Origin of the sequence: Clostridium sp. CAG:43 (assembly GCF_000434655.1) — a bacterium.
In the GTDB taxonomy this organism is placed as follows: Bacteria; Bacillota; Clostridia; order Lachnospirales; family Lachnospiraceae; genus Otoolea; species Otoolea fessa.
Genome location: NZ_FR895029.1, coordinates 42,298 through 67,409, shown reverse-complemented (window position 1 = coordinate 67,409; position 25,112 = coordinate 42,298). Strand labels below are relative to the sequence as shown.

Genomic DNA, 25,112 nt, shown 5'->3' with positions numbered 1-25,112 from the left:
CAGGAAGCAGCGCCGCCGATGGAGTGATAGCTTATATCGGATCATATATAGTGATGGTATGAGAGCAGAGATTTGTGGTAACATGGCGTGGTAAACGCAGAAAATTACTGTACTTGAATGTGAAGCTGGGAAAGGAATCAGAATGAACATAAAAGATGAAATTTTCGAGGCATACGGGGAGATGAAAGCCGAGCAGGATCTTCTGGCGGTCGGTTACACCGCGCTTCTTGGTACCTCGATGGCGGCAAAAAGCGGCGAGGCGGCGCTTTTGAACCGATTTTCTGCACGGTATGTGAGAGAATGCCAGAATCTCTATGAGAAATGGAATCCGTCTCCGCTTCTGGAGGTATTTGCTGCACATAAAGAGCGGAAAGTGCTGACCCGTCTCGGCGCATCTGCGTGGTATCCGGCGGGCGGGGGCGGCGTCATGGCAGCGCTGTGGCATTTTTTTGATGGATTCGGACTCGGATTTGAGATGGATCTTAGGAAACTTCCGATCCGCCAGGAGACAGTGGAGGTCTGCGAGGTATTTGACCTCAATCCATACCGTTTACAGTCGCAGGGTTGCATTTTGCTGACGGCGTCTAGCGGTCCGAAACTGCTCCGGAATCTGGAGAGAGAGGGCATTCCGGCGGCGCTCATCGGTCGGACGCGCACCGCGATCGGACGCGAGATTTACAGCGGCGAAGTACATAGCTTTCTTGACCGGCCAAAACCGGATGAGATAGATAAAATGAAAGACTTACCAAAATCCCATTAACAGGAGGTAGTAAAGTGAGAGAGAGAATTTTAGCGGTCATTGAAAAAAACAGCCGCATCAGCGTCAAAGAGCTGGCGGATTTACTCGGGGAAAATGAAGCTGCGGTCGCGGCGGAGATCGCCGAAATGGAAAATGAACATATCATCTGCGGTTACCATACCCTGATTAACTGGGATAATACAGATGAGGAGAAGGTCATTGCACTGATCGAAGTAAAGGTAACGCCGCAGCGCGAGATGGGCTTTGACAAGATTGCCGAGAGAATCTATCAGTACAGCGAGGTGACTTCGGTATACCTGATGTCCGGCGGCTATGATTTTACCGTTATGATCGAGGCGAAAACCATGCGTGCAGTTGCACAGTTCGTGGCAGAAAAGCTTTCCACGATCGATTCTGTGCTGAGTACCGCGACCCATTTTATTCTTAAAAAATACAAAGACCATGGTACCGTTCTCTGCGACGGTCCTCAGGATGAAAGGATGTTGATTGTTCCGTGAGAAACCCATTATCAGATACGATTGTAAATATTCCGCCGTCCGGAATCCGGAAGTTTTTTGACGTTGTCAGCGAGATGAAGGGCGCGATCTCCCTGGGCGTGGGCGAACCGGATTTTGATACACCGTGGCATATCCGCGAGGAGGGTATTTATTCGCTGGAAAAAGGACGTACCTTCTATACGTCGAACTCTGGTTTAAAGGAACTGCGCCAGGAGATCTGCCATTATCTGAAACGTCGTCAGCGCCTTGAGTATGATCCGAATACAGAAGTGATGGTAACAGTCGGCGGCAGCGAGGCGATTGATATCGCCCTGCGCGCGATGCTCAATCCGGGCGATGAGGTTCTGATTCCGCAGCCGAGTTACGTTTCCTATGTGCCGTGTACGGTGCTGGCGGGCGGTACGCCGGTCATTATTGAGCTGGAGGAGAAGGATGAGTTCCGTCTGACGCCGGAGAAGCTGCTGGAGAAAATCACACCGAAAACAAAGGTGCTGATTCTTCCATTCCCGAACAATCCAACGGGCGCGATCATGAACCGCACCGATCTGGAGGCGATCGCGAAGGTGATTGAGGAGAAGGATCTGTTTGTGCTGAGTGATGAAATTTATTCCGAGCTGACCTACAGCGGCAAGCACGTTTCCATCGCGGAGATTTCCGGGATGCGTGACCGCACGGTGCTGATCAACGGATTTTCCAAGGCATATGCGATGACCGGGTGGCGTCTCGGCTATGCGGCGGCTCCAGCGCTTATCTTAAAACAGATGCTGAAAATCCATCAGTTCGCGATTATGTGCGCGCCGACCACCAGCCAGTATGCAGCGGTAGATGCCCTGCGGAACGGCGATGAGGACATTGCCCGTATGAAAAAAGCGTATGATGAGCGACGCAAATATCTTTTGAGGGAGTTCCGGGCGCTTGGTATGGACTGTTTTGAGCCGTATGGAGCATTTTATATGTTCCCGTGCATCAAACGGTTTGGCATGACCTCGGATGAATTTGCAAACCGCCTGCTTCAGGAAGAGAAGCTGGCGCTTGTGCCGGGCACCGCGTTTGGAGACTGCGGCGAGGGCTATCTGCGCGTTTCCTATGCGTATTCGCTGGAGGATCTGCAGAAGGCGATCGAGCGTATTAAGCGGTTTGTGGCGCGGTTAGATGGAGAGAAGAAATGTTAAATATTGTACTCTATGAACCGGAGATGCCGATGAATACAGGAAATATAGGACGAAGCTGCGTGGCAACGAACACGCGGCTTCATCTGATCGAGCCTCTCGGTTTCAAATTAAATGATAAAATGGTAAAAAGAGCGGGCCTTGATTACTGGCCGCATCTGGACGTGACAGTTTACAGCGATTTTAAAGATTTTCTGGAGAAGAATCCGGGCGCGCGCCCGTATATGGCGACCACGAAGACAACGCAGGTATACACGGACGTTCACTATGATCCGGACTGCTACATCATGTTCGGACCGGAAAGCCGCGGCATCCCGGAAGAACTCCTGATCGAAGACCCGGAGCGCTGCGTCCGCATCCCGATGTGGGGCGAGACGCGCTCCCTGAATCTGTCAAACTCGGTGGCGATCATTCTGTATGAGGCGCTGCGGCAGAATGGGTTTGAGAAGATGAATACGGAGGGGCATCTGCATCACCTCCAGTGGAAATAAGGTGGATTCTGTCCCACACGTGCGCCATCAACGTCTCAGATTATCATTGTTCGCTTGCTTTCGCTACATATGTTCGCCTGTGTCGGACTTATCGTCCGCCCCAGACGTACATATGGCTCAAGATGCGTACAATTGATAATCTGAACGCTGATTCTGCACGTGTGGGACAGAATCTTTTATTAGAAGTGGAAACGACTGGTTTCAGACGAAATAGGAATTAATGGCACCAGGTTCCACAGGCACTGATATTTCCGTCGCATTCGGCGTCGGAGTCAGTGCCATTTTTGTTATCGGACGGATGGACGCCGCAGGATGGTCCGTTATTTCCGCTCCGGTCAAAGTGAAGCATTCCGTTTAAGAAGTCTTCGACGCGGTCTTTGGGAGCACCTTTTGCGCCGCCGAGTACCTGGATGCTGGTTTCGCGTAGGGCGATCATCATCGGGATCGGGAGGGCGTCGCAGAGGAGCACAGCGACATTTTCCTTTTTCAGAAATTCGACCAGCGCGCCGGGATCGTTTGCATAGGTCTGTTTCACGGTTTTGGTGGAAATAATCTCATCGTCAACTACATCAAAAATTAAAAATTCTTTCACCTGAGCCAGGTGGGAGCAGATTTCTCCGTTTTCATAAGGAACTGAAATTTTCATGAGTGACCTCCTTTTTTAGAGATAGTATAGCGCTTAGAATTGAAAAATCAATATCGCGCGAAGCAGAAACATGTCGCAAGCGACCGCGCTCGGCGCGAGAATATGCCAAGGCACATTCTTTTTTACAATTATGATTTGAAGGAGCAAGCCCCTTAATCCGACTTAACTTCTTTCCACAAACTATTATAAAGCTCGTCCGCCTCATCCCCAAGATACCGGTAAACCTCGCAGTTTTTCAGCTGCTTTGCATCTGGGAAGACGGCTTTGTTGTTCTGGATTTCTTCGTCCAGCATTTCCTTGGCTGCCTTGTTTGGCGTCGCGTAGGTAATGTACTCAAAGTTTTTGACTGCGACATCCGGGCGGCAGAGGAAATTGATCCATTTTTCTGCGTTTTCCTTATTTTTCGCATTTTTCGGAACCACCCAGGAATCGAGCCAGACGTTGGTTCCCTCTTCCGGGATCACGTATTCCAGGGAGAATGGGAGGTTCTGCGCGGCCACCTCATCCTGAATGTACATGATCTCGCCGGAGTAGATGACGCCGATGGCTGCCTCGCCGCCGATCATCTTATCGCGCACCTGATCGATGACGTAAGCCTGTATGAGCGGTTTCTGGTCAATCAGATCCTGCTTTGCCTGCTGGAGTTCGGTTTCGTCGGTCGAGTTGGCAGAGAAGCCGTCTTTTTTGAGCGCTACCATGAAGGCATCGCGGACGCTGTCCTGCATCAGGATCTCGCCTTTATAAGCCGGATTCCAGAGATCGGACCATTTGGTCGGAACCGGAAGTCCTTTTTCTTCGATGAGCTTCGTATTATAAAGAATACCGACGGTTCCCCAGGTGTACGGCACGGAATATTTGTTTTCCGGGTCGAACTGCTTGGACATTTCCATGTACTGCGGGTCAATGTTTTTGACATTTGGAATGTTGTCAAAGTTGAGTTCGGCAAGCAGGTCATTTTCCTTCATTTTCTGAATCATGTAGTCGGATGGGCAGACTGCATCGTAGTTGACGCCGCCGGCTTCGATGACCGGATACATTTCTTCCAGTGTCTCAAATACGTCGTAGGTAACCTTGATTCCGGTTTCATGTTCAAATTCCTCAATCAGGTCCGGATCAATATATTCGCCTGCATTGTAGACGTACAGTTCGTTTGAATGAGTCGTGGTGTAGCGGCTGTAGGTGCTGAAACCAACGACAAGCAGAATCAGCGTGCAGGCAAGTCCCAGAATGCCGTTCTTGATCTGGTTGTTGCGTTTGCGGCGATTGATGGTCTCTGTGTCAATCACAGTCGCATTGCCGGTGGATTTTTTCTCCGGGGCAAAGTTGGTGATCAGCAGGAGCACTAGGACTGCCACAAAAATCAGCGTGGACAGGGCGTACATCGTCGGCTGGATGCCTCGGCGCACCTGGCTGTAGATCAGGGTGGATAAGGTATCCATACCGGCACCTCTTGTAAAGTGCGTAATGATAAAATCATCGAGGGACATCGTAAATGCCATCAAAAAGCCGGAGAGGATACCCGGGACGATGTCCGGAAATACGACCTTGAAGAAAGCATACAGCGGGCTGGCGCCGAGATCCAGAGCGGCTTCGTAGGTGTACCGATTCGTCTGCTTGAGTTTCGGCATGACACTTAATATCACATATGGAATATTAAATGTGATATGCGCGATCAGCACGGTTTTAAATCCGAGAGAGATACCGAACGCGATAAATGCCAGCATCAGGGAGATACCGGTTACGATATCGGAGTTCAGCATCGGGATGTTGTTGATTCCCATGACGATGGTGCGCGGAATCCGTTTCATGCTGTTGATGCCGATGGCGGCGATCGTGCCGATGACGGTCGCGATCAGAGCCGACGCAAACGCGATGAGCAGCGTATTGTTTAAGGCATTCATGATGGCGGAATCCTGGAACATCTGCGTATACCAGCGGGTGGTAAAACCGCCCCAGACGGTTCTCGATTTTGTGTTGTTAAAGGACAAAACGATCATGGTCACGATCGGGATGTATAAAAAGAGCAGGATGAGCGCCAGGTAAAAGTCCTGGAAAAACTGTTTTAAGCGGTTGTGTTTCATTAGAACGCATTGCCCTCCCCTTCTTTATCGTATTTGGCGATGAGCGCCATACTCAGTAAAATGAAAATCATCAGAACCAGCGAGAGACCGGAACCTAAGTGCCAGTTGCTTCCCTTGGTGAACTCCTGCTCGATGACATTTCCGATGAGCAGGATCTTGCTGCCGCCTAAGAGACTGGAAATAACGAAGGTTGTCAGCGCCGGGACAAATACCATGGTAATGCCGCTGATGATGCCCGGGATGCTGAGCGGAATCCAGATGTGAATGAGTGTCTGGAAATTGTTTGCACCCAGGTCTTTGGCGGCGTTGATGGTATTGTCGTCGATCTTTGCCAGCACATTATAAATCGGGAGAATCATGAAAGGCAGGAAGTTGTATACCATACCCAGAATGATCGCCCACGGGGTATTGATGATGGCAATATTTGGCAGATGGAGAAAGGAAAGAATGCCGTTGATAACGCCATTTTTCTCCAGGAGCGTCTGCCACGCGAGGGTGCGGAGCAGGAAATTCATCCACATCGGAAGGATGAAGACGAATACCATGAAGCTGCCTGCCCCAATGCCGCGGCGGCGCAGCACCAAAGCCAGCGGATAGGACAAAAGCAGGCAGATGGCGGTCGCAGCCAGAGACAGACCCAGGGATAAGAGCAGCGCCTTCATATGCTCCGGTGTCGTGATGGAACAGACATTTGCCAGTGTAAATGCCCCGCTTTTGGTTGTCAGACCGTAGTATACGATCAGCAGGAGCGGGATGATGGTAAAACCGATCATCCAGAGAATATAAGGACCGGCGAAGAGCCGTTTCACGTTTGATTTCATGCTAAGTCCGACTCCTTTCTATTCATTGACGCCCACAGCTTCCTCGTCCTCTGACGCCGGCTTGTTCATGATCTGGATGTCAAACGGGTCTACATGGATGCCGACCTTCTCGCCGACCGGGAACATATCCGTGCTGTGAACCAGCCATTCATAGCCGTCCGATGTGGTGACTTCCATCTCATAGTGGACGCCCTTAAAAATCAGATGGGTGACAATGCCCTGCAGCGTGCCTTCCTCCGGTTTTACAAGGTCGATGTCCTCCGGGCGGATGACAACGTCTACCGGTTGGTTTGTTCCGAATCCCTTATCGACGCAGGCAAATTTCGCACCGAAGATTTCAACCAGCTCGTCGTGGATCATCAGACCGTCCACGATGTTGCTCTCGCCGATGAAGTCGGCAACGAATGCGTTTTCCGGCTCGTTGTAGATCTGTTCCGGGGAACCCATCTGCTGGATATAACCCTGGTTCATGACAACGATGGTATCGGACATCGTCAATGCCTCTTCCTGATCGTGGGTAACATAGATAAAAGTGATGCCTAACTCATTTTTCAGACGGATCAGCTCGTACTGCATGTCCTGGCGCAGTTTTAAATCTAGGGCACCGAGCGGCTCATCGAGAAGCAGGACCTTTGGCTCGTTGACAATCGCACGTGCAATGGCGATACGCTGCTGCTGACCGCCGCTCAAAGAGTCAATGCTGCGATGCTCAAAGCCGTTTAGGTTTACAAGCTTTAAAGCGTACTTAATTTTGTCATCAATATATGCTTTTGATTTATTCTTAATTTTTAGCCCAAATGCGATATTATCTGCGATGCTCATATGCGGAAACAGTGCGTATTTCTGGAATACGGTGTTTAGCTGGCGCTTGTTTGGCGGAAGCTTGGTGATGTCTTCGCCGCCGAAAATTACTTTTCCTGTATTTGGGGATTCAAATCCGCCGATGATGCGGAGCGTGGTCGTCTTGCCGCAGCCGCTGGGACCTAAGAGCGTTACAAAGGAATTTTCCTTTACTGAAAGGCTCAAGTCATCCAGGACCAGGGTGTCGTCAAAGCGTTTCGAGATATGCTGTAAATCGATTAATGGCTGGCTCATGGGTTTCCTCCGTAAATAGTAAAATAATGTGTAGTATTAGAAACTTGGCGGCGAGCTGACCCAGAGGATCGTCGCGCCGGAGCGGCTTTCAAGGTAATGCGTCTTGTCGCTCGTATAGTAAAAAGATTCGCCCTTTTTGGCTTTGTACGTCCGGTTCCCCAGATGAATCAGGATGCTGCCGGAAAGAACGTAGCCAAATTCCTCACCCTCATGCGGGCTGTCCGGATAGGTGGAGCCGCCGGCACCGAGTGTCAGGCGGATCGGTTCCATCGTGTTCTTCTGGGCGTTCGGGATGATCCACTGAATCTCATTTTTCAGTTCCGGATCTTCCTTGATAAAATAGTCGTTTTTTTCAAATACAATCTGCTCTTCCGGAGCCTCGTTGAAAAACTCCCCTATGGTTGTGCCGAGACACTGGAGAATATCCATCAAAGTAGCGATGGACGGGGAGGTCAGATCGCGCTCTACCTGGGAGATAAATCCCTTCGAAAGCTCTGCGCGGTCAGCCAGCTCTTCCTGCGTCAGACCCTTTAAAATTCGCAGTTCCTTTAATTTTCCTCCTATACTCAACAGAGGGAACCTCCTTTCCTGGTTTCATAGGAAATTGCGTCCTATAAAACAAAAAACGCTCCGCGAGGATGCGCTAGGGCACATTCTTTTTTATAAAAACCGGGTGGGAAAACCATCCGTCCGGCGTTTTTTAGAAGCATGCAAAAGTAAGATGAAAGTTTAGAAATTCTAAAATGAATGTAAAATTAATCTTTTTGTTTAGAAATAATAAACTTGCTTCCGAGTATCTATTATACAGAATGTGGGGGAGGTGTCAAGGAAAAAAACGGGAAAATCCGGGGGTTCTCAAATTGTGTGAAAAAAGGGTGCAAAAATGGCGGTATGATGATAAAATAGGGGCAGATAATTTGATAGAAACCGTTATAACGGTTCTGGGGGATCAAAGGAGGAACATTTCATGCAGGATAAGTATATGGCATATGTGGGTTCTTACTCATACAACGGTCAGGCAAAGGGAATTACCGTGTATGATGTGGATGAAAAAAAGGGAAAATTTATCTACCGGTGCGAGGTGGAAGTGGACAACTCTTCCTATTTAACCGTTTCACATGACGGGCGGATGCTCTATTCCATCGCGGACGAGGGCGTTGTGGCGTTCCGGATTCTGGAAAATGGCGCACTCAGCCGTGTGAACAGCGCAAATATCAAGGCGATGCGCGGCTGCCATATCGCGACCGATGCGGAGGACAAGTTTATCTTCGTATCCGGCTATCATGACGGCAAGGAGACGGTGGTCCGCCTGAAACCGGACGGTTCTATCGGGGAAGTGACCGACGGCGTTTACCACAAGGGACTTGGAAGCGTGGCAGAGCGCACGTTCCGCCCGCATGTGAGCTGTGCGGAGCGCACACCGGATGGCAGATTCCTGCTGGTAGCCGATCTGGGAATTGACCAGGTCAAGATTTACAGGTTTGATGGCGAGAAGGGAACACTTTCATTGGTGGACGCGATCCGCTGTGATTTGGAATCTGGTCCGAGACATTTCATGTTCAGCAAGGATGGAAAATTCTTGTATTTGATGTATGAAATCAAAAATGTGATTGATGTATACACGTATGAAACGGGCGATCGTGTGCCGAAGATCGAGAAGATCCAGACGATTCCATCGACCGCACCGGAGCGCACCAGCCAGCTGACTGCAGCGTGCACGATCCGGATGTCCGAGGACGAGACACATCTGTTCTGCAGCAATGCGGGCGATAATTCAGTCAGTGTCTACGAGCGCGATGCACAGACGGGGCTTTTGAAGCTGCTCTGCTGTCTGCCGATCAGTGGAGATTACCCGAAGGATATCGCGATTTTCCCGGATGGAAACCATCTGGCGTCGATCAACCACGGCAGTAACAGCATTTCTTTCTTCCAGGTGGAATATAAGGAGAAACTGCTGGTGATGAGCGGACGCAGTATTTCGGTGAATGAGCCGAACTGCTGTGTGATTACAAAGGTACCTACGAGAGGAAAGAAAGCAGACTAAATGGCAGAAGGAGTTAATAGCGAGAATGGCAGGATCAACATACGGAAAAATACTGACAATGACAACGTGGGGCGAATCCCACGGAGCAGGCGTGGGCGTGGTCGTAGATGGCTGTCCGGCGGGGCTTGCGCTTTGTGAGGAAGACGTTCAGCGTTATCTGGACCGCCGCAAACCGGGGCAGAGCCGTTTTACGACGAAGCGCAGCGAGAGCGATACGGTGGAGATCCTGTCAGGCGTTTTTGAAGGGCGGACGACGGGCACGCCGATCTCGATGCTGGTGCGGAACCAGGATCAGCATTCGAAGGATTACAGTGAGATCGCCAGTTATTACCGTCCCGGACATGCAGATTATACCTTCGATGAAAAATACGGTTTCCGGGATTACCGGGGCGGCGGACGTTCTTCGGGACGCGAGACGATCGGACGCGTGGCAGCAGGCGCTATCGCGGCAAAGCTGCTGGAATCCTTGAACATTCGGGTAAAAGCATACACGAAAGCAATCGGACCGGTGGAAGTGGCGCCGGATCGGTTTGATCTGGCAGAATGCGAAAAGAATAAGCTGTATATGCCGGATGCTGCCGCAGCCGCAGAGGCAGAGCAGTATCTGGAAAGGAAGATGGCGGAGAAAGATTCTGCTGGCGGTATCGTGGAATGCGTGATTGCCGGTCTTCCGGCAGGGCTTGGTGAACCGGTTTTTGATAAATTTAATGCGAATCTGGCAAAGGCAATCTGCTCGATCGGTGCCGTTAAAGGCTTCGAGATCGGAGAGGGTTTCCATGCGGCGCAGATGGCAGGAAGCGAGAACAACGACGCATTTGTCATGAATCCGGATGGAAGTGTCGGCAAGGCGACGAACCATGCAGGTGGCATTTTAGGCGGTATGACGGATGGAAGCGAAGTTGTGTTCCGTGCGGCATTTAAACCGACCCCGTCGATTGCCGCAGAGCAGAGAACCGTCAATAAGAGCGGCGAGGAGATCGGCATCAGCATCAAGGGACGCCATGATCCGATCATTGTGCCGAGAGCGGTTGTCGTGGTTGAGACGATGGCGGCATTTGCGGCGGCGGATATGCTGCTGGGCGGCATGACGGCGAGGCTGGATCGGATTCAGGAGTTTTACCGGAAGTAAGGGAATGCAAATAAAAATTTTGGAAAAGCTGCGGCGGGCTCAGCCTGTTTGGTCCGCGGCTTTTTCTGGCATTAAATCAGGAGGCAGCAGGATGAGTGCAACAGGAATTTCAAAAGAAATAGAGACAGCAGGACAGTTAGAGGAGCTGCGCCAGGAGGTACGGATTGCCGCAGAGGAACTTCTCAGTGCGGCAAATATGAAGCCGGGACAGATTTTGGTGGTCGGATGCTCGTCCAGCGAGATTGCATCGCATAAGATCGGTTCCTATTCCAGCGCCGAGATTGGAAAAGCGGTGTTTGAGGAGCTGTATGCAGTTACCAAGTCGCAGGGGCTTTATCTGGCGGCACAGTGCTGTGAACATCTGAACCGGGCGCTGATTGTGGAAGAAGAAGCGGCGGAAAAATATGGTCTGGAGATGGTAAACGTCGTGCCGCAGCTAAAAGCAGGCGGTTCCTTTGCAACGGCAGCCTATGCGGGATTTGAACATCCGACAGCCGTAGAGCGGATTCAGGCACACGCGGGCATCGATATCGGAGACACTTTCATCGGTATGCACCTGCGCCCGGTTGCAGTTCCGGTGCGGACCTCGATCCGTGCGATCGGCGGCGCCCATGTGACGTGTGCGAGAACGAGGCTGAAATATATTGGCGGAGAGCGGGCGCATTATCTGGATGCGAAATAAAGAAAATGAGGAGTACAAAAAAACGTGGAAATCAGGAAAAATGATGAATTTGAACTGACAATCGAAGATATGAGCGAAGATGGAGCCGGGATCGGAAAGCAGGACGGCTATATCTGGTTTGTAAAAGATGCCGTGATCGGGGATCGGATCCGGGCGCGGGCGATGAAAATGAAGAAAAATTACGGCTTTGCCCGTCTGATGGAGGTGCTGGAAGCATCCAAAGACCGCGTGATGCCGGAATGCCCGGTCGCAAGACAGTGCGGCGGCTGCCAGCTTCAGATGATGAGTTATGAGGCGCAGCTTCATTTTAAGGAGCGCAAGGTCTACAATAACCTGCGCCGGATCGGCGGGATGGAGAATCTGCGGCTGCCGGAGCAGGCAGATAGTGTGATTGTGGATAAAACCATCGTGATGGAGCCGATCCTGGGGATGGAGCACCCGTGGCGCTACCGCAACAAGGCACAGTTTCCGTTTGGGCGTGATAAGGATGGAAGAATCATTGCCGGATTTTACGCGGGACGCACCCACCATATTGTGGAAGCGGAGGATTGCCTGCTGGGTGTCGAAGAAAATGCGGTAATTCTGGATATTATCAAGAAAATCATGGAAGAATACCAGATTGCGCCATATGACGAGGAGACGCACAAGGGTCTGATTCGCCATGCATTGATTCGGAAGGGATTTTCAAACGGCGAGCTGATGGTCTGTCTCGTCATCAATGGAAAGAAGCTGCCGCACGCGGATATTTTTGTGGAACGCTTAAAAGAAGTCCCTGGCATGACCAGTATTTCCTACAACATCAATCAGGAAAAAACAAACGTGATTCTTGGTGCGGAGCTTGTAAACTTATACGGACCGGGCTATATCACAGATAAAATCGGAAATGTATCGTACCAGATTTCGCCGCTTTCTTTCTATCAGGTCAATCCGGTGCAGACGGAAAAACTCTATGGAACGGCGCTGGAATACGCGGGGCTGACCGATGGGGAGACTGTATGGGATCTGTACTGCGGAATCGGAACCATTTCCCTGTTTCTGGCGCAGAAAGCGAAGAAAGTGTACGGTGTAGAGATCGTCCCTCCGGCGATCGAGGATGCCCGCCGGAACGCGGCATTAAATGGCATGGAAAATGTCGAGTTTTTCGTCGGAAAAGCTGAAGAGGTACTTCCAAGGGAGTATGAGAAAAATCAGGTCTATGCCGATGTCATCGTCGTCGATCCGCCGCGCAAAGGCTGTGACAGCGTCTGCCTCGACACGATCGTCCGGATGCAGCCAAAGCGGGTAGTCTATGTCAGTTGCGATTCCGCCACATTGGCGCGCGATGTGAAGTATCTGGATGAAAGAGGATACGCGGTGGAGCGCGTGAGATGCTGTGATATGTTCGGGATGAGCGGGCATGTTGAGACGGTAGCTTTATTAACTAAAAAGATAGCGACAAGAGAAGTGTAAAATTCAGGGTATCCTGCGTGCGTATATCGCACAGGGCGAGGTGCTTCCGGTCGCGACGCATTCCTTTGGTTTCATCGGTATTTTTGCCATCCCGGAGATTGGCTTTAACCAGCCGAAGGGAATGCTTTATAAGGCGGAGAATCCATTTGCCTGAACAATAAAAAGAATATTTGCTGATTTCTCATGAACGTGATACACTTATAGATAAGCTGTATCGGCTGTCGATCACGACCGTTTCGGCGGTGTGAAAATGAGAAATTCCGGCACCGGAGGCTTTCAGAGTCACGATCATGCGACCGTGCGAAAGTTCCGGTGCCTTTTTATTTCAAAGGAAAGTGCGTCCTGATGAAAGCGGCAGAGAATATTTTGAGCGGTATTTGAGAAAGGAAACAGGAGATGGATGACAAAAAAATAGCCGTACTGATCGATGCGGAAAATGTGTCCGGCAAGTATATCAAGCTGATTTTAGATGAGGTCAGCAATTATGGAAGTGCGACATACAAGCGCCTTTACGGCGATTTTCAGACGCCGAGCGTGCGGGCGTGGATGAAGAACCTGCGCGACTATGCGATCACGCCGGTTTTCCAGTACAATTATACGCAGGGGAAAAATGCCTCCGATTCGGCGCTGATCATCGATGCGATGGATATTTTATATTCGGGCAATGTGGATGGCTTCTGTATCGTCACCTCGGACAGTGATTTTACGAAGTTGGTGTTGCGCCTGCGTGAGTCAGGCATGACGGTGATCGGCATGGGAGAGCGCAAGACGCCGAATGCATTTGTCTCGGCGTGTGAGACATTTAAATTCCTGGATATTTTATTAAACGATGAAAATCCGTCGCAGAATCCGTCCCTGCCGCAGACGCGCAAGGAGAGTGAGGCGGATGGTTCCAGAAAAGAGGCAGAGAAAGAAAGCGATCCGAATGCAGTCAGCAATATTCCGAACATGGAGGAGATGGAGAAAGAGATTATCTCGATCATCAACACACATGCGGACGATGACGGATGGGTGGATTTATCGGAGCTGGGAGACAATCTTCCAAAGCGTGTGCCGGGATTTGACCCGCGAAATTATAAATGCACTAAGTTGAAGCAGTTTATCGAGCTGTTTGATTCCGTTGAGGTTCGGTCAGCGCGCAATCCGCACAATAAGATTCTGTCGATCATCTATGTGCGTGTCAAACAGAAAGAAGAAAAGCCGGTACTTTCCAAGGTACGGCGCGGCGGAAAACGGAAGAAGGATGCGGACGCGGAAGAATAGTAAGCATATGCGGTTCGTATGAGAATAAAAAGTTGCAGAAGCGGCTGTGACTGGTATGGAATAAAAGATTGCAATAATGTTTGCACTTGATATGACAATCAGTGTTGTGTCAGCTGTTACAAAGACAGACTGTAAATTGAAAAGTGAAGGATAGCAGATAGGAGAGACAGGAATATGACAAAGGAAGAGCTTGCACTAGAGGTAATTGACCGCCTGAAAAAAGAATATCCGGATGCGGGCTGTACGCTGGACTACAATCAGGCGTGGAAGCTGCTGGTCAGTGTCCGTCTGGCGGCGCAGTGTACCGATGCGCGTGTCAATGTGGTAGTCAAGGGATTGTTTGAGAAATATCCAAATGTGGCGGCATTGGCGGATGCCCCGGTGGAAGACATCGAGGCGATTGTGAAGCCGTGCGGTCTGGGACACAGTAAGGCGCGGGACATCAGCGCCTGTATGAAGATGCTGCGAGACGAGTACGGCGGGCATGTGCCGGATGATTTTAACGCTCTGTTAAAGCTTCCGGGAGTCGGCAGAAAGAGCGCCAACCTCATTATGGGGGATGTGTTTGGAAAACCGGCGATCGTCACGGATACGCACTGCATCCGCCTGGTAAACCGGATAGGGCTGGTGGAAGGAATCAAGGACCCGAAGCGCGTGGAAATGGCGCTCTGGAAGCTGGTTCCGCCGGAAGAAGGCAGTGATTTCTGTCATCGTTTGGTGTATCACGGGCGCGAAGTCTGTACAGCGCGGACGAAACCGTACTGTGATAAATGCTGTCTGCAGGATATCTGCGCGAAGGCAGGCGTGGAGTAGAAAGTCTGAAAAAGTCATGGAAACAGATGCAGATAGGAAAAGAATGACAGGAGGCAGAAAAATGGACGAAGAACGGCAGGAGACAGCGGATTGGCGCATCGTCTGGCAGATGTTTTTTCCATGCGTCATCAGCGATTTAATCGGCGGATGCGTGGAGGTGCTGGGGCATCTGAATGGAAATATGGGAAGAATCGTTTCGTCGCTGCTTACAGTTGTTGTGATTTATCCATTTTACTGGCGGAGGATCCAGAAAAAGAAAGAAAACAGGCGCATAGCAGAGGCAGACGGGATGAAAGAGCAGGTCTCTCCACAGATAAAGACGACAAAGGGAGAGAAAAGTGGATATTTCTGGGAAAAAGTGCCGGATATGTGGAAAATCCTGCTGGGGGCAGCTGCGTTCAGCGCTGTGTTTAACATGATTTTCTGGGCATTAGAAAAAAAGGAGATTTTCCTGGGAGTGCTGCATATTGCAGTGCAAAAGGTTCGGATGACTGGGCGGGCAGCTGAAGCGGTGTCTCTGTGTTTGAAAATGCCTCAGGGGGATATGCTTGCGGCAGCGCTGGGAAAGGGTGCATCGGAGGGCGCCGCCGCTTTATTTTCCGGCGCTCTGTGGCAGCAGTTCTTTCTCATGGGCATTGCCGCCCCACTTTCCGAAGAACTGCTGTTTCGCGGCATTTTATTTGAGCGCCTGCGTATGGCGCTCCCATTTTTCTGGGCGGCACTTGGATCGGCGGCATTTTTCGGGTTGGTGCATGGAAACTGGGCGCAGGGGATTTATGCGGCGCTCATGGGACTTATACTGGCGTGGCTGTATGAAAAAAAGAACCGTCTGTGGGAACCTGTGTTATTTCACAGTGCAGCAAATTTGACGGCGATGCTGATGCGGGGGCTTCTCTGGCACTGGTGAGGACATAAGAATACAAACAATTTCGAGAACGCAGGATTGTGTTTGCTCGAAGAAAGAACAGGAGGAGATACTACGATGCTTTCATTTGCAAGCGATTATACAGAGGGCGCCTGCGAGGAGATACTCCAGAAGCTGGCGGAGACGAACCGGGAGAGTCTGCCGGGATATGGCATGGACCGGTACTGCCAGAGTGCCGCCAGAAAAATACAGGAGGCGACCGGATGCCCGGAGGCGGAGGTTTATTTTCTGGTGGGCGGTACCCAGACGAATGCGGTCGTGATCAGCAGCATGCTTGCACCGTATGAGGGCGTAGTGGCAGCGCAGACAGGGCACGTGAGTATTCATGAAGCCGGGGCGATCGAGTACACCGGGCATAAGGTGTTGCAGCTTCCGGAAAAAGATGGGAAGATTGATCCGGCGGATCTGCAGGAATATCTGCAAAATTTCGAGGCGGACGCAAACAATGATCATATGGTATTTCCGGGAATGGTGTATCTTTCCCATCCGACGGAATACGGAACCTTATACAGCCGGAAGGAGCTGCAGGCGATCTCGGAGATCTGCCGTTCGTATGAAATCCCGCTCTATCTGGACGGAGCGCGTCTTGGATATGGTCTGGCGGGAGAGGAAAATGACCTGAGTCTTTCGGAGATCGCGCATCTGTGTGATGTGTTTTATATCGGTGGCACGAAGGTGGGCGCATTCTGCGGAGAGGCAGTTGTATTTGGTGAGAAGAAGAATGTTCCGGCGCATTTTATTACCCGGATCAAGCAGCAGGGCGCGCTGCTGGCAAAGGGACGCCTGCTGGGAATCCAGTTTGACGTGCTGTTTACAGACGGGCTGTACGAGCGCCTGGGACGCCATGCGGTAGAGATGGCGGCGGCTTTAAAGAAAGGGTTAAAACAGCGCGGTTATACGTTTTTCCGTGAGTCCCCGACCAACCAGCAGTTTGTGATCTTGGAAAATGACCGGATGGAGCAGATTGAAAAAGAGGTTTCCGTGAGCTTCTGGGAGCGGTATGACGAGGATCACACCGTTGTCCGTTTTGCGACGAGCTGGGCGACCAGAGAGGCGGATCTGGAACATTTGTGGGAGATTTTAGATCGGATTGAGGCAGAAAGAGAGAAGTAGAGATGGAACGTAATGTAACGATGGCGGAGATTTCAGATGGAAAGCTGTACAGCCGGGACGATATGGTAAAAGCCGGATGCGATGATTGCCGGGGCTGTTCGGCGTGCTGCCACGGAATGGGTAATTCGATCGTGCTGGATCCATATGATGTGTACCGTCTGACCGCTCTGCGCGGGGACACGCTGGAACATCTGCTGGAGGAAAAAAAGGTAGAGTGGAACGTCGTGGACGGACAGATTCTGCCAAATCTGGCGCTCCGGAGCGGGGCGGATGAAGCCTGTGGGTTTCTCGATGAAGCAGGGCGCTGCCGGATCCATGCATACCGGCCGGGCATCTGCCGCCTGTTTCCACTGGGGCGCTTTTATGAAAATGGAAGTTTCCAGTATTTTCTCCAGATTCATGAGTGTAAAAAGGAAAACCGGACGAAAGTCAAAGTGAAAAAATGGATCGATACGCCAGATTTAAAGCGGTATGAGGCGTATATCAGCCGGTGGCATTATTTCTTAAAAGATATAAGAACGGCGGAAACGGAGGCGGCGCAGAACCTTTTGGCAGAACCATGCATCGGAACGCCGGAGGAACAGGAGATACAGAAGAAAAACCGTGCTGCTGCGGCAGCCGAGCGCGAAAAACGGCGCAATCTGTTGATTATGAAATTGTTCTATCTGCTTCCGTATGATGGAGAGAAGGACTTTTACGAGCAGTTTGAAAAGCGGATGCAGATGGTGGAGCGGAGTTTGCGATAAATCCCTTGTTGAAGACAAATCCGCAAGGATGTTTTCCCGCAGCTGTGAAGAGGCTGAACCGTTTTGGCAGAGTGAAATAAGAAAGGAGATTACCGATGCTTCATACAGATTTTCACACCCACACCACGTTCTGCGACGGAAAGAGTACGCCGCGGGAGATGGTGGAGGCGGCATACCGGATGGGAATGACCGATTTTGGTGTTTCAGGACATGCTGATTTTTCGATGTTTGAGCCGGGATTCGGGATGGACGACGAGAAGCTTCGCGAGTATACCGAAGAACTTCAAGAACTCCGGGAGGAATACCGGGGAAAGATGAATCTCTATATCGGGATCGAGCTGGATGGACTGGGACCGGTGCAGAAAGCAGAGTACGCGATCGGCTCGACCCATGCGCTCATCAAGGATGGCGAGTATGTTTGTGTGGATGATACGGAAGAGAAACTGGTAAAAGCAGTCGAGACGCTGTGGCATGGCGACTGGTACGCCTTTGCACGGGAGTATTTCGAGGCAGAGGCGCAGATTTATGACCGGACAAAATGCGATTTCATCGGACATTTTGACCTGTTGACAAAATTTAACGAGGGATATAAACATTTTGACGAGACGAAAGACGCCTATCTGGAACCGGCGATCACGGCGATGCACAAACTGGCGGCTCTGGGGATTCCGTTTGAGATCAACACAGGCGCCATGTCCCGCGGCTACCGGAGTGCGCCGTACCCGTCCGCAGCTCTGTTAAAAGAGCTGTGTGCCTGCGGCGGACGTATCCTCATCAACTCCGACAGCCACAGTACCGACACGATCGGATATGGGTTTAAGCAGGCGCAGGAGCTGGCGGTGGCGTGTGGATTTAAAAGTGTGTGTGCCCTGAAACCGGGTGGCGGATTTAGGGAGATACTTCTTGTATAAAAAAGACAGAAAGAAAAATATACAAATTCTAAATTTCAACCTTAAAAATGCTGAAAATAAAGCCGAAATATTTTTATTTTTAGTGAATCGTATTTTTATTTTTAGTGAATCGTTTTCAGAGAACCCTGCTATAATATGAGCCGTAACAAGGAGATAGATACTTAACAAAACCCCATGGCTGAGGGCTGCTAAGCACAATGTGTTTTCCACACAGGGTGTGCGGAAGACGCAGATCAGATTTTTGGAGGAAAAGACAAATGACTACTTTAAAAGCTGAAAAAAGAAGCATGGATGTTAAGGCAAAGAGACTCAGAAGAGAAGGCTATGTAACAGGCAACGTATTTGGCAAGAAGATTCAGGGCTCCATTCCCGTTAAGATGGAAAAGAAAGACGTGGATCGTCTGCTGAAGACCGAGACCAAGGGCGGACAGATTATGCTGGATGTAGAAGGCGAAGTCTACGATGTCCTGATCAAGGAAGTTGACTATGATGCAATGGCAAATCAGGTTGTAGAGATAGATTTCCAGGCGCTGGTAAGCAATGAGAAGGTTCATTCCGTTGCTGAGATTATCTTCGAGAACCACGACAAGGTAGAAGCTGGCGTTCTGCAGGAGGTACTGAAAGAAGTATCGTACCGCGCATTACCGGCTGCACTGGTTGAGAAAGTCAAAGTTGATGTTGGTGAGATGGAGATTGGTGATACGATTCGTGTCAAAGACCTTTCGATCGCAAAAGATAAAGACATTGATATTCTGACCGATCTGGAGGCAGTAGTTGCTACCGTCACAGCGGTTCACAACAATGTACCGGAGACCGATGAAGAGGCTGACGCAGAAGAAGCTAAATAATTGAAGCGCAGTGCCAGGATGAAGCGAAACGGGATGCTGTCCGCAAGGAAGATAAAAAGTTTCGCGGAATGATTGAAACATGAGAAAAGGCGGATGTACTGACCAGATGGTCGGTATATCCGCTTTTGAATTTTGTATGAACTTTTTTTGCAGACGGTAAAAGAAGATGAGGTTATGGCTCCATATATGCGTCATAAATTTCCGGATCAATATTCTCGCGGATACTCTCATATACGCTTCCAGCCGCCTCCCGGATGGCATCGCGCGTTTCATCCGAGAGAGTTAAAATCGCGGTGCCGCTCGCTTCGATCGTAGCGATACGGTCAAAGATGCGCGCGTCGGACTGTTCTCTGGCATACTCGGTCGCGGTTTTGGCTGCCTGCGTCATGATTTTCTGTTCTTCTGGAGTCAGGTTCTGGAAGAAATCGTCATTGACAATCAGGGAGATCAGATGCGGCAGGTGGTTCGTCTCGACCACATAATCCTGCTGTTCGTAGAGACGGTTGGAGACGATGACCTCATACGGGTTCTCCTGCGCGTCGATCGTGTGCTGCTGGAGACCGATATACACCTCGCTGAAGGTCATCGGCGTCGGATTGGCGCCGATTGCTTTCCAGAATGCGAGATGATAGCTGTTTTCCATGGTACGGATTTTCTGCCCTTTGAAATCCGCCAGGGAGTAAACCGGTTTATTTGTGCTCATGATGCGGAAACCTTGATCTGCCATGCCGAGCAGGTGGTAACCGCCGTCGGTGTACACCTGGCTGATGAGATTGTAAAAATCCGGATCATCCAGCTTTTTGCGGCAGTCATCCAGCGAATCAAAGACGCATGGAAGGTCAAAAACGGCGAGATCCTTCATGAAAGAAACCTGAGGGGCGGTGTTCTGCACGACAAATGGGATATCGCCGTCCGCGCACGTTTCGAGCAGGTCGCGGTCACCGCCGAGTGTGGAGTTGGCGTAAACCTGAATCCGCATTGCGCCGTTGCTTAAGTCATGTACTTCCTCCGCAAATTTTTCGGCAAACAGCTGCGTTACCGTGTCCTCCGGGCTGGCGGTCGCCAGTGGCCAGGAATAGCGCTGTTCTTCCTGGCTGGAGTCGCAGCCGCTCAGCGCGAGCGAGGCGCCGAATAAAAGAACCGAGGAAGAAATGAGCGCCGCAGCGAATCGGGAAGAAGTCCGGCATCGGCGGGACACTAGGTTTGAAATATAAATCATAATGGGAGATCCTTTCAAATTTAAAAACATCCATTTCATATGTGAAATATTCCATTCACAGCCTGAAAGCGTGAAGCAGGTCGTTATATGAAATCTTTCGGAACTTCAACATTTCCAAGCGTCCATTCAGCATTATAACAATCCCAGCGACAAAGCCGGTATAAACGTAATCAGCAGCAGCGCCACCAGGAACAATCCAATCATCGGCATCGCTTTTTTGGCGATCGCCATGATCGGGACGTCGGTCAGGGAGCTGGCGACAAAGAGGTTGACGCCGATCGGCGGGGTTACGAAGCCGATTGCCAGATTGACAACCATGATCACACCGAACTGGACCGGATCCATGTTGATCGCTGTCACGATCGGGAGCAGGATCGGGGTCAGAATCAGGATCGCCGGGGTTGTATCCATGACCATTCCCACGATAAGCAGGAACAGGTTGATGACAAGCAGGATCATGACCGGGCTGTTGAAATGCTCCAGGATAAAGCTGCTGACCGCCTGCGGCACCTGCATCAGGGTCAGGACTCTGGAAAATGCCGTGGAAGCTGCCAGAATAAAGAGGATCGGTGTGAATGTGCGGATCGCTTCCACAAAAATCGGCGGGATATCCCGGAATTTCATGGTCCGGTAGAGGAACAGGCTGACAAACAGGGCATAGAAAACGGAGATAACCGCTGCTTCCGTGGGGGAGGCGATGCCGCTGTAGATACAGCCAAGGATGATGACCGGGCTTAAGAGAGCGAAAAAGCTTTCGCGCAGCACCCGGAACAGCCCTTTTTCGTGCAGCAGATGGATTTCAGCGTGGATTTTTTCTCTATCTTCGCCGTAACGCCGGCAGTGATAGATGGCATACAGCATCAGGAGCAGACCAATCATCAGACCCGGAATGACGCCGGCTAAGAACAGGCTGCTGACAGAGGCACCGGACGCCATGCCGTACATGATAAACGGGATACTCGGGGGAATGATAACGCCCAGACCGCCTGCGACTGCCACGATCGCGGTAGAGAAAGTCCGGTCATAGCCGAGGGCGCTTAAAATCGGGATCGTCATGCTCCCGACGGCTGCGACGGTTGCCGGGGCAGAGCCGGAGATAGCGCCGTAGAAGAGGCAGGTCACGATGACCGCGCATGGCATACCGGCGGTAAAATTGCCAAGAAAGAAGGCGAATACGTCAAACAGCTTCTTGGAAATACCGCCCTTTGCCATGATGATGCCGGATAAGACGAACATCGGCACGGCGAGCAGGGGAAAAGAATCCAGTCCGCCGAACATGGCGCGGATCAGATACTTAGCGCCGACCGTGAAGGTTAGCGCCGACCGTGAAGGACGGGTCAAAAACGGAAGGGAGAACCGAGGCGATACCGAGCGTGATCGATACCGGGATCGCGATGACAAGCAGCACGACAAAGATAACAAATAAGAGAGCAGCAGGCATCAGTGTTTCTCCTTTCCAGATGGTGTATTTGCCTCGATGAGAGATTCGATTTCATTGGATTCCTTTTCCGGCATATCTGCATTTGCATGGATAAAGGATTCCGGTGTATTGCGCTCCGGGTGGGCCGGATCGTAGACATCTTCGCCGCGGGCAACCTTAAATTCGATGATCCAGCGCTGCAGAATGCGGAATGTTACCAGAAGAAAGGAAACAAACGGCGCTGCCTGAATATAGTACATCGGAATCCCGCAGGCGGGGGATAACTGTCCGCTGTGAATGGCGGACATCATGTAAGAGTATGCAAATGGGATCATATAGAGGAAAAAAATCAGCTCAAAGGTGTGGTTGACAACCTTAAAAAGAGCCTTACCTCTGCGTGGAAAGGCAGCGACGAACTGTTCGATCTTGATAGACAGGCACTTTTTGCTGCAATAGCTGACGCTTAAAAAACCGCTCCAGATAAAGAGAAAACGGGTAACCTCCTCGGACCAGGACAGCGACTGCCCAAGCGCGTAGCGGGAAAATATCTGGATTCCCATAATGAGTGTCATCGCAGCCAGCATGACAACCAGCAGAAATTCTTCCAGGTTTTCATCCAGCCAGTGAAGTGTTTTTTTCATGAATAATCCCCTTGTAAATACGGATAATGGGTTGCTGTTTATGCAGGCACGTTTGAAAACGGATGTGCCGCTTGATAACAATAATAGACCTGCGATGGAGGTAGCAGGTCTTGAGTGTCTCGCGGAGAATCCCTCCGTACCCGCAGGTACAGGGATTTCCGGGAGTAAAAAAATAGGTGGCTAAAAGTATAATATAGGCACTTTTGAAACCGAAAGTGCCGTAAGAAAACGTGGTGGCAGCAGGAATTTGCCGTATTTAAATGCGAAGCCACGGCAAATTCAGTTACTGGGCACGTTAGCGTGAACAGTAACCGAATAACTGGGTAAGCCAGATATTACATCGCACTGTGAAGCAGTCCCAGTACAGTCTCCAGCTCCTTTACGCCCATCTGACCCGGTGCGGATGCTTTCCTGGCAGCGCCGAAGGTCATGGAAGAACCAAATACCTCGCCGCAGAGACGGCTGATAACGCCGGTGCCAGCCATCGACATGGTAATGATTGGACGGTCCGCATAGAGGGAAGTCATTTCCTCAGTGGCAGAGAGAAGTGTTAAAACATCTTTCTTGTTCTGCGGCATAACTGCGATCTTCGGGATATCTGCATTCATATCCTGCATCTTACGCAGGCGGTAGATGATGTCGGATTTCTCCGGCGTCTTGTGGAAGTCATGGTTGGAAGCGATGACTTTCACGCCAGCCGCATGTGCGCCGTCGATGATCTTGGTTACAATCGCGTCGCCGGTAAAGATCTCTACGTCAATGAAATCGACATAGCCGGTCTGAGCTGCCTTGATGTTCAGCTTTGCGTAATCTTCCGGCTCGATGGATTTCTCGCCGCCCTCTTTGGAGGTACGGAAGGTCATCAGAATCGGAGTCTCGCCGAGAACGGCACGCAGTTCCTTTAAGACGTCTTCTACCTTCTCAAAATCAAAGACACCTTCGAACCAGTCTACACGCCATTCTACCACATCAATCGGAATAGAATCAAACGTTTTGGCCTCGTCGATGATTTCCTGTTTGGTAACGCCTACGATCGGAACGATGATCTTCGGTGTGCCGGAGCCGATTTCGATATTTCTAACTTTGATAGTATTCATAATCAGAGAATCCTTTCATTTTATCAATAAATATTTATTCGTCGCTTTCTGCCAGAGACACCATTTTCGCGTAGCGGGCATTGACAAAGAGTCCTAAGAGAACGCCGATGGCAGTCAGTACGATATTCATTATCATAACATGGGATGGTGCCATTTTGGAAGCGGCAGTCAAAATTGTGTAATTACATAAGGAAGAAGCAATCATAACCAGTGCGGTTACGGTTCCCTTGATCTTCGGGAACAGCATGTTGCAGACGGAGGTTACAATCTGTAACAGACCGCCCGCGCCTGCCCAGCCGATGATGAAAGCGCCTGCAATCATAAGGGTCTGGCTGTGACCGATGAGTACGGCAACCAAAGTAACGAGGCAGATAACCGGGTAAACGAGGATGAAACGTACATCCTTGATTTTACGGGTCGGCAGGGAGGTAACAACGAGCGCCATCAGGGTACCTGCGGAATAGTAGGTCTGCATGATGGACGGGTTCGCCCAGCCTGCATTTTCTTTTGCGAAGTTCTGTGCGCAGTTTAACCATAACTGGAAGGTACCGGTGCAGGTGAAACCAATCACGATCATGGCGATGGACTCAAACGAAAAATTTGTGTGTTTTAAGCTGGCGATAAGTCCCTCGGATTTGCCCTCTGCCTTCTGCTCAGAATCTGGCAGCGGGAACAGGAAAATAAGTACAAATAAAACAGCGTAAATAATACCGCATCCGATAAATAACGGATTGTAAGATACCATGCCGGTGGCGGTGGTTGTCACAGCAACACCGAGTACGAACGGCAGAAGCATCTGCGCGATCGCAATGAAAAATTTGATTCCCATGGTAGCGACACCCGGAGCGCTGCTGATAATCTCGGCAACCGCCGGATAGATACCGGTATCAAGGAACGAATTGGAGATACCTCCGATGATTGCACATACATAAGCGATTTGATAGCCGCCGTTTTGTCCGGCGCTGAATGCGAAAGCAAGTCCAATCAGGTAAACCGCATAGGAGGCGCTGCCGATCGCGGTTGAGATGCGGCGTCCCAGTTTGTCGGAAAGTGGTCCGGCAAATGGAAGTGCAATCAGACGTCCGAGTCCTAAAGCAGCGGAAATCGCGGTGATCGCCATTGCCTCAACGCCCCAGGCTGCGGCAAGCGCTTCCTTGATGACTGCCTGTCCGAGAATCGAACAGCCGACGCCATGGATAAAGTAGTTTAAGTACATGATAAGTGCACTTGGCAGATATTTCTTGTTCATGAT

Annotated in this window: 25 protein-coding genes; 15 read left to right on the top strand and 10 right to left on the bottom strand. The window is 50.6% G+C overall.

Annotated elements, in window-relative coordinates:
- Positions 1-142: 142 nt before the first annotated feature.
- The 4 genes from QVO97_RS02575 to trmL are packed head-to-tail and all read left to right on the top strand — an operon-like array spanning position 143 to position 2,917.
- Complete coding sequence (locus QVO97_RS02575) at positions 143-760, top strand: AIR synthase-related protein (protein ID WP_022358851.1); 618 nt, start codon at positions 143-145, stop codon at positions 758-760.
- Between the two features lie 14 nt (positions 761-774).
- On the top strand, positions 775-1,257 hold the full coding sequence (locus QVO97_RS02570) for an Lrp/AsnC family transcriptional regulator (protein ID WP_022358850.1): 483 nt from the start codon (positions 775-777) through the stop codon (positions 1,255-1,257).
- Positions 1,254-2,429: an aminotransferase class I/II-fold pyridoxal phosphate-dependent enzyme gene (locus QVO97_RS02565; RefSeq protein WP_022358849.1), complete on the top strand. Its 1,176-nt coding sequence runs from the start codon at positions 1,254-1,256 to the stop codon at positions 2,427-2,429. Before QVO97_RS02570 ends, QVO97_RS02565 begins: the two co-directional genes overlap by 4 nt.
- Positions 2,423-2,917 (top strand): tRNA (uridine(34)/cytosine(34)/5-carboxymethylaminomethyluridine(34)-2'-O)-methyltransferase TrmL, encoded by a 495-nt coding sequence (gene trmL, locus QVO97_RS02560; RefSeq protein ID WP_022358848.1) that lies wholly within the window; start codon positions 2,423-2,425, stop codon positions 2,915-2,917. Before QVO97_RS02565 ends, trmL begins: the two co-directional genes overlap by 7 nt.
- A gap of 217 nt (positions 2,918-3,134) precedes the next feature.
- On the opposite strand, the gene QVO97_RS02555 is transcribed toward trmL, so the two are convergent.
- The 5 genes from QVO97_RS02555 to QVO97_RS02535 form a co-directional block, all read right to left on the bottom strand.
- Positions 3,135-3,563 (bottom strand): NifB/NifX family molybdenum-iron cluster-binding protein, encoded by a 429-nt coding sequence (locus QVO97_RS02555; protein WP_022358847.1) that lies wholly within the window; start codon positions 3,561-3,563, stop codon positions 3,135-3,137.
- Between the two features lie 152 nt (positions 3,564-3,715).
- A complete protein-coding gene (locus QVO97_RS02550) occupies positions 3,716-5,644 on the bottom strand; it encodes an extracellular solute-binding protein (RefSeq protein ID WP_022358846.1) in 1,929 nt (642 codons plus the stop codon).
- Positions 5,644-6,465 carry an ABC transporter permease gene (locus QVO97_RS02545; RefSeq protein ID WP_022358845.1) on the bottom strand — a complete coding sequence of 274 codons (822 nt, stop codon included), beginning with the start codon at positions 6,463-6,465 and terminating at the stop codon, positions 5,644-5,646. Before QVO97_RS02545 ends, QVO97_RS02550 begins: the two co-directional genes overlap by 1 nt.
- A gap of 18 nt (positions 6,466-6,483) precedes the next feature.
- On the bottom strand, positions 6,484-7,560 hold the full coding sequence (gene potA / locus QVO97_RS02540; RefSeq protein WP_022358844.1) for a spermidine/putrescine ABC transporter ATP-binding protein: 1,077 nt from the start codon (positions 7,558-7,560) through the stop codon (positions 6,484-6,486).
- Positions 7,561-7,596: 36 nt separating this feature from the next.
- Entirely contained in the window at positions 7,597-8,130 is a 534-nt protein-coding gene (locus QVO97_RS02535; RefSeq protein WP_022358843.1) for a helix-turn-helix domain-containing protein, read from the bottom strand.
- 397 nt (positions 8,131-8,527) lie between these two features.
- Here QVO97_RS02535 and QVO97_RS02530 point away from each other — a divergent pair, with 397 nt between their 5' ends.
- The 11 genes from QVO97_RS02530 to QVO97_RS02480 all read left to right on the top strand — a co-directional run bounded on the left by QVO97_RS02530 (position 8,528) and on the right by QVO97_RS02480 (position 19,483).
- A complete protein-coding gene (locus QVO97_RS02530; protein ID WP_022358842.1) occupies positions 8,528-9,604 on the top strand; it encodes a lactonase family protein in 1,077 nt (358 codons plus the stop codon).
- Between the two features lie 25 nt (positions 9,605-9,629).
- Complete coding sequence (gene aroC / locus QVO97_RS02525) at positions 9,630-10,733, top strand: chorismate synthase (RefSeq protein WP_022358841.1); 1,104 nt, start codon at positions 9,630-9,632, stop codon at positions 10,731-10,733.
- A 91-nt stretch (positions 10,734-10,824) separates the two neighbouring features.
- The gene (locus QVO97_RS02520) at positions 10,825-11,415 is read left to right on the top strand and encodes a TIGR01440 family protein (protein ID WP_022358840.1); all 591 of its coding nucleotides are present in this window, start codon (positions 10,825-10,827) and stop codon (positions 11,413-11,415) included.
- 30 nt (positions 11,416-11,445) lie between these two features.
- The gene (gene rlmD, locus QVO97_RS02515) at positions 11,446-12,864 is read left to right on the top strand and encodes a 23S rRNA (uracil(1939)-C(5))-methyltransferase RlmD (protein WP_288188749.1); all 1,419 of its coding nucleotides are present in this window, start codon (positions 11,446-11,448) and stop codon (positions 12,862-12,864) included.
- 396 nt (positions 12,865-13,260) lie between these two features.
- Complete coding sequence (locus tag QVO97_RS02510; protein ID WP_022358838.1) at positions 13,261-14,127, top strand: NYN domain-containing protein; 867 nt, start codon at positions 13,261-13,263, stop codon at positions 14,125-14,127.
- A 174-nt stretch (positions 14,128-14,301) separates the two neighbouring features.
- Positions 14,302-14,940 (top strand): endonuclease III domain-containing protein, encoded by a 639-nt coding sequence (gene nth, locus QVO97_RS02505; protein ID WP_022358837.1) that lies wholly within the window; start codon positions 14,302-14,304, stop codon positions 14,938-14,940.
- Positions 14,941-15,001: 61 nt separating this feature from the next.
- Positions 15,002-15,847, top strand: a complete 846-nt coding sequence (locus QVO97_RS02500; protein ID WP_022358836.1) for a CPBP family intramembrane glutamic endopeptidase — start codon at positions 15,002-15,004, stop codon at positions 15,845-15,847.
- 75 nt (positions 15,848-15,922) lie between these two features.
- The gene (locus QVO97_RS02495; RefSeq protein ID WP_022358835.1) at positions 15,923-16,978 is read left to right on the top strand and encodes a threonine aldolase family protein; all 1,056 of its coding nucleotides are present in this window, start codon (positions 15,923-15,925) and stop codon (positions 16,976-16,978) included.
- A gap of 2 nt (positions 16,979-16,980) precedes the next feature.
- A complete protein-coding gene (locus QVO97_RS02490; protein ID WP_022358834.1) occupies positions 16,981-17,724 on the top strand; it encodes a YkgJ family cysteine cluster protein in 744 nt (247 codons plus the stop codon).
- Positions 17,725-17,819: 95 nt separating this feature from the next.
- Positions 17,820-18,635, top strand: a complete 816-nt coding sequence (locus tag QVO97_RS02485; protein ID WP_022358833.1) for a histidinol-phosphatase — start codon at positions 17,820-17,822, stop codon at positions 18,633-18,635.
- A gap of 257 nt (positions 18,636-18,892) precedes the next feature.
- Positions 18,893-19,483 (top strand): 50S ribosomal protein L25, encoded by a 591-nt coding sequence (locus tag QVO97_RS02480; protein ID WP_022358832.1) that lies wholly within the window; start codon positions 18,893-18,895, stop codon positions 19,481-19,483.
- 172 nt (positions 19,484-19,655) lie between these two features.
- On the opposite strand, the gene QVO97_RS02475 is transcribed toward QVO97_RS02480, so the two are convergent.
- The 5 genes from QVO97_RS02475 to QVO97_RS02455 form a co-directional block, all read right to left on the bottom strand.
- Positions 19,656-20,702, bottom strand: coding sequence for a TRAP transporter substrate-binding protein (locus QVO97_RS02475; RefSeq protein WP_022358831.1), 1,047 nt, complete (start codon positions 20,700-20,702; stop codon positions 19,656-19,658).
- A gap of 132 nt (positions 20,703-20,834) precedes the next feature.
- Positions 20,835-22,043, bottom strand: coding sequence for a TRAP transporter large permease (locus tag QVO97_RS02470; RefSeq protein ID WP_369678373.1), 1,209 nt, complete (start codon positions 22,041-22,043; stop codon positions 20,835-20,837).
- Positions 22,044-22,142: 99 nt separating this feature from the next.
- Entirely contained in the window at positions 22,143-22,763 is a 621-nt protein-coding gene (locus QVO97_RS02465) for a TRAP transporter small permease (RefSeq protein WP_022358828.1), read from the bottom strand.
- A 335-nt stretch (positions 22,764-23,098) separates the two neighbouring features.
- Positions 23,099-23,860 (bottom strand): type I 3-dehydroquinate dehydratase, encoded by a 762-nt coding sequence (gene aroD, locus QVO97_RS02460; RefSeq protein WP_022358827.1) that lies wholly within the window; start codon positions 23,858-23,860, stop codon positions 23,099-23,101.
- Between the two features lie 34 nt (positions 23,861-23,894).
- On the bottom strand, positions 23,895-25,112 hold a 1,218-nt coding region (locus tag QVO97_RS02455), incomplete at its 5' end, for an MFS transporter (RefSeq protein ID WP_369678372.1).

Bases quoted from the DNA above. Each gene is read 5' to 3' on its own strand.
- aroC (WP_022358841.1), top strand. From the start codon at position 9,630: ATGGCAGGATCAACATACGGAAAAATACTGACAATGACAACGTGGGGC.
- trmL (WP_022358848.1), top strand. From the start codon at position 2,423: ATGTTAAATATTGTACTCTATGAACCGGAGATGCCGATGAATACAGGA.
- QVO97_RS02495 (WP_022358835.1), top strand. From the start codon at position 15,923: ATGCTTTCATTTGCAAGCGATTATACAGAGGGCGCCTGCGAGGAGATA.
- QVO97_RS02530 (WP_022358842.1), top strand. From the start codon at position 8,528: ATGCAGGATAAGTATATGGCATATGTGGGTTCTTACTCATACAACGGT.
- QVO97_RS02550 (WP_022358846.1), bottom strand. From the start codon at position 5,644: ATGAAACACAACCGCTTAAAACAGTTTTTCCAGGACTTTTACCTGGCG.
- QVO97_RS02485 (WP_022358833.1), top strand. From the start codon at position 17,820: ATGCTTCATACAGATTTTCACACCCACACCACGTTCTGCGACGGAAAG.
- aroD (WP_022358827.1), bottom strand. From the start codon at position 23,860: ATGAATACTATCAAAGTTAGAAATATCGAAATCGGCTCCGGCACACCG.
- QVO97_RS02555 (WP_022358847.1), bottom strand. From the start codon at position 3,563: ATGAAAATTTCAGTTCCTTATGAAAACGGAGAAATCTGCTCCCACCTG.
- QVO97_RS02500 (WP_022358836.1), top strand. From the start codon at position 15,002: ATGGACGAAGAACGGCAGGAGACAGCGGATTGGCGCATCGTCTGGCAG.
- QVO97_RS02510 (WP_022358838.1), top strand. From the start codon at position 13,261: ATGGATGACAAAAAAATAGCCGTACTGATCGATGCGGAAAATGTGTCC.
- QVO97_RS02520 (WP_022358840.1), top strand. From the start codon at position 10,825: ATGAGTGCAACAGGAATTTCAAAAGAAATAGAGACAGCAGGACAGTTA.
- QVO97_RS02575 (WP_022358851.1), top strand. From the start codon at position 143: ATGAACATAAAAGATGAAATTTTCGAGGCATACGGGGAGATGAAAGCC.
- potA (WP_022358844.1), bottom strand. From the start codon at position 7,560: ATGAGCCAGCCATTAATCGATTTACAGCATATCTCGAAACGCTTTGAC.
- nth (WP_022358837.1), top strand. From the start codon at position 14,302: ATGACAAAGGAAGAGCTTGCACTAGAGGTAATTGACCGCCTGAAAAAA.
- QVO97_RS02475 (WP_022358831.1), bottom strand. From the start codon at position 20,702: ATGATTTATATTTCAAACCTAGTGTCCCGCCGATGCCGGACTTCTTCC.
- QVO97_RS02465 (WP_022358828.1), bottom strand. From the start codon at position 22,763: ATGAAAAAAACACTTCACTGGCTGGATGAAAACCTGGAAGAATTTCTG.
- QVO97_RS02490 (WP_022358834.1), top strand. From the start codon at position 16,981: ATGGAACGTAATGTAACGATGGCGGAGATTTCAGATGGAAAGCTGTAC.
- QVO97_RS02480 (WP_022358832.1), top strand. From the start codon at position 18,893: ATGACTACTTTAAAAGCTGAAAAAAGAAGCATGGATGTTAAGGCAAAG.
- QVO97_RS02545 (WP_022358845.1), bottom strand. From the start codon at position 6,465: ATGAAATCAAACGTGAAACGGCTCTTCGCCGGTCCTTATATTCTCTGG.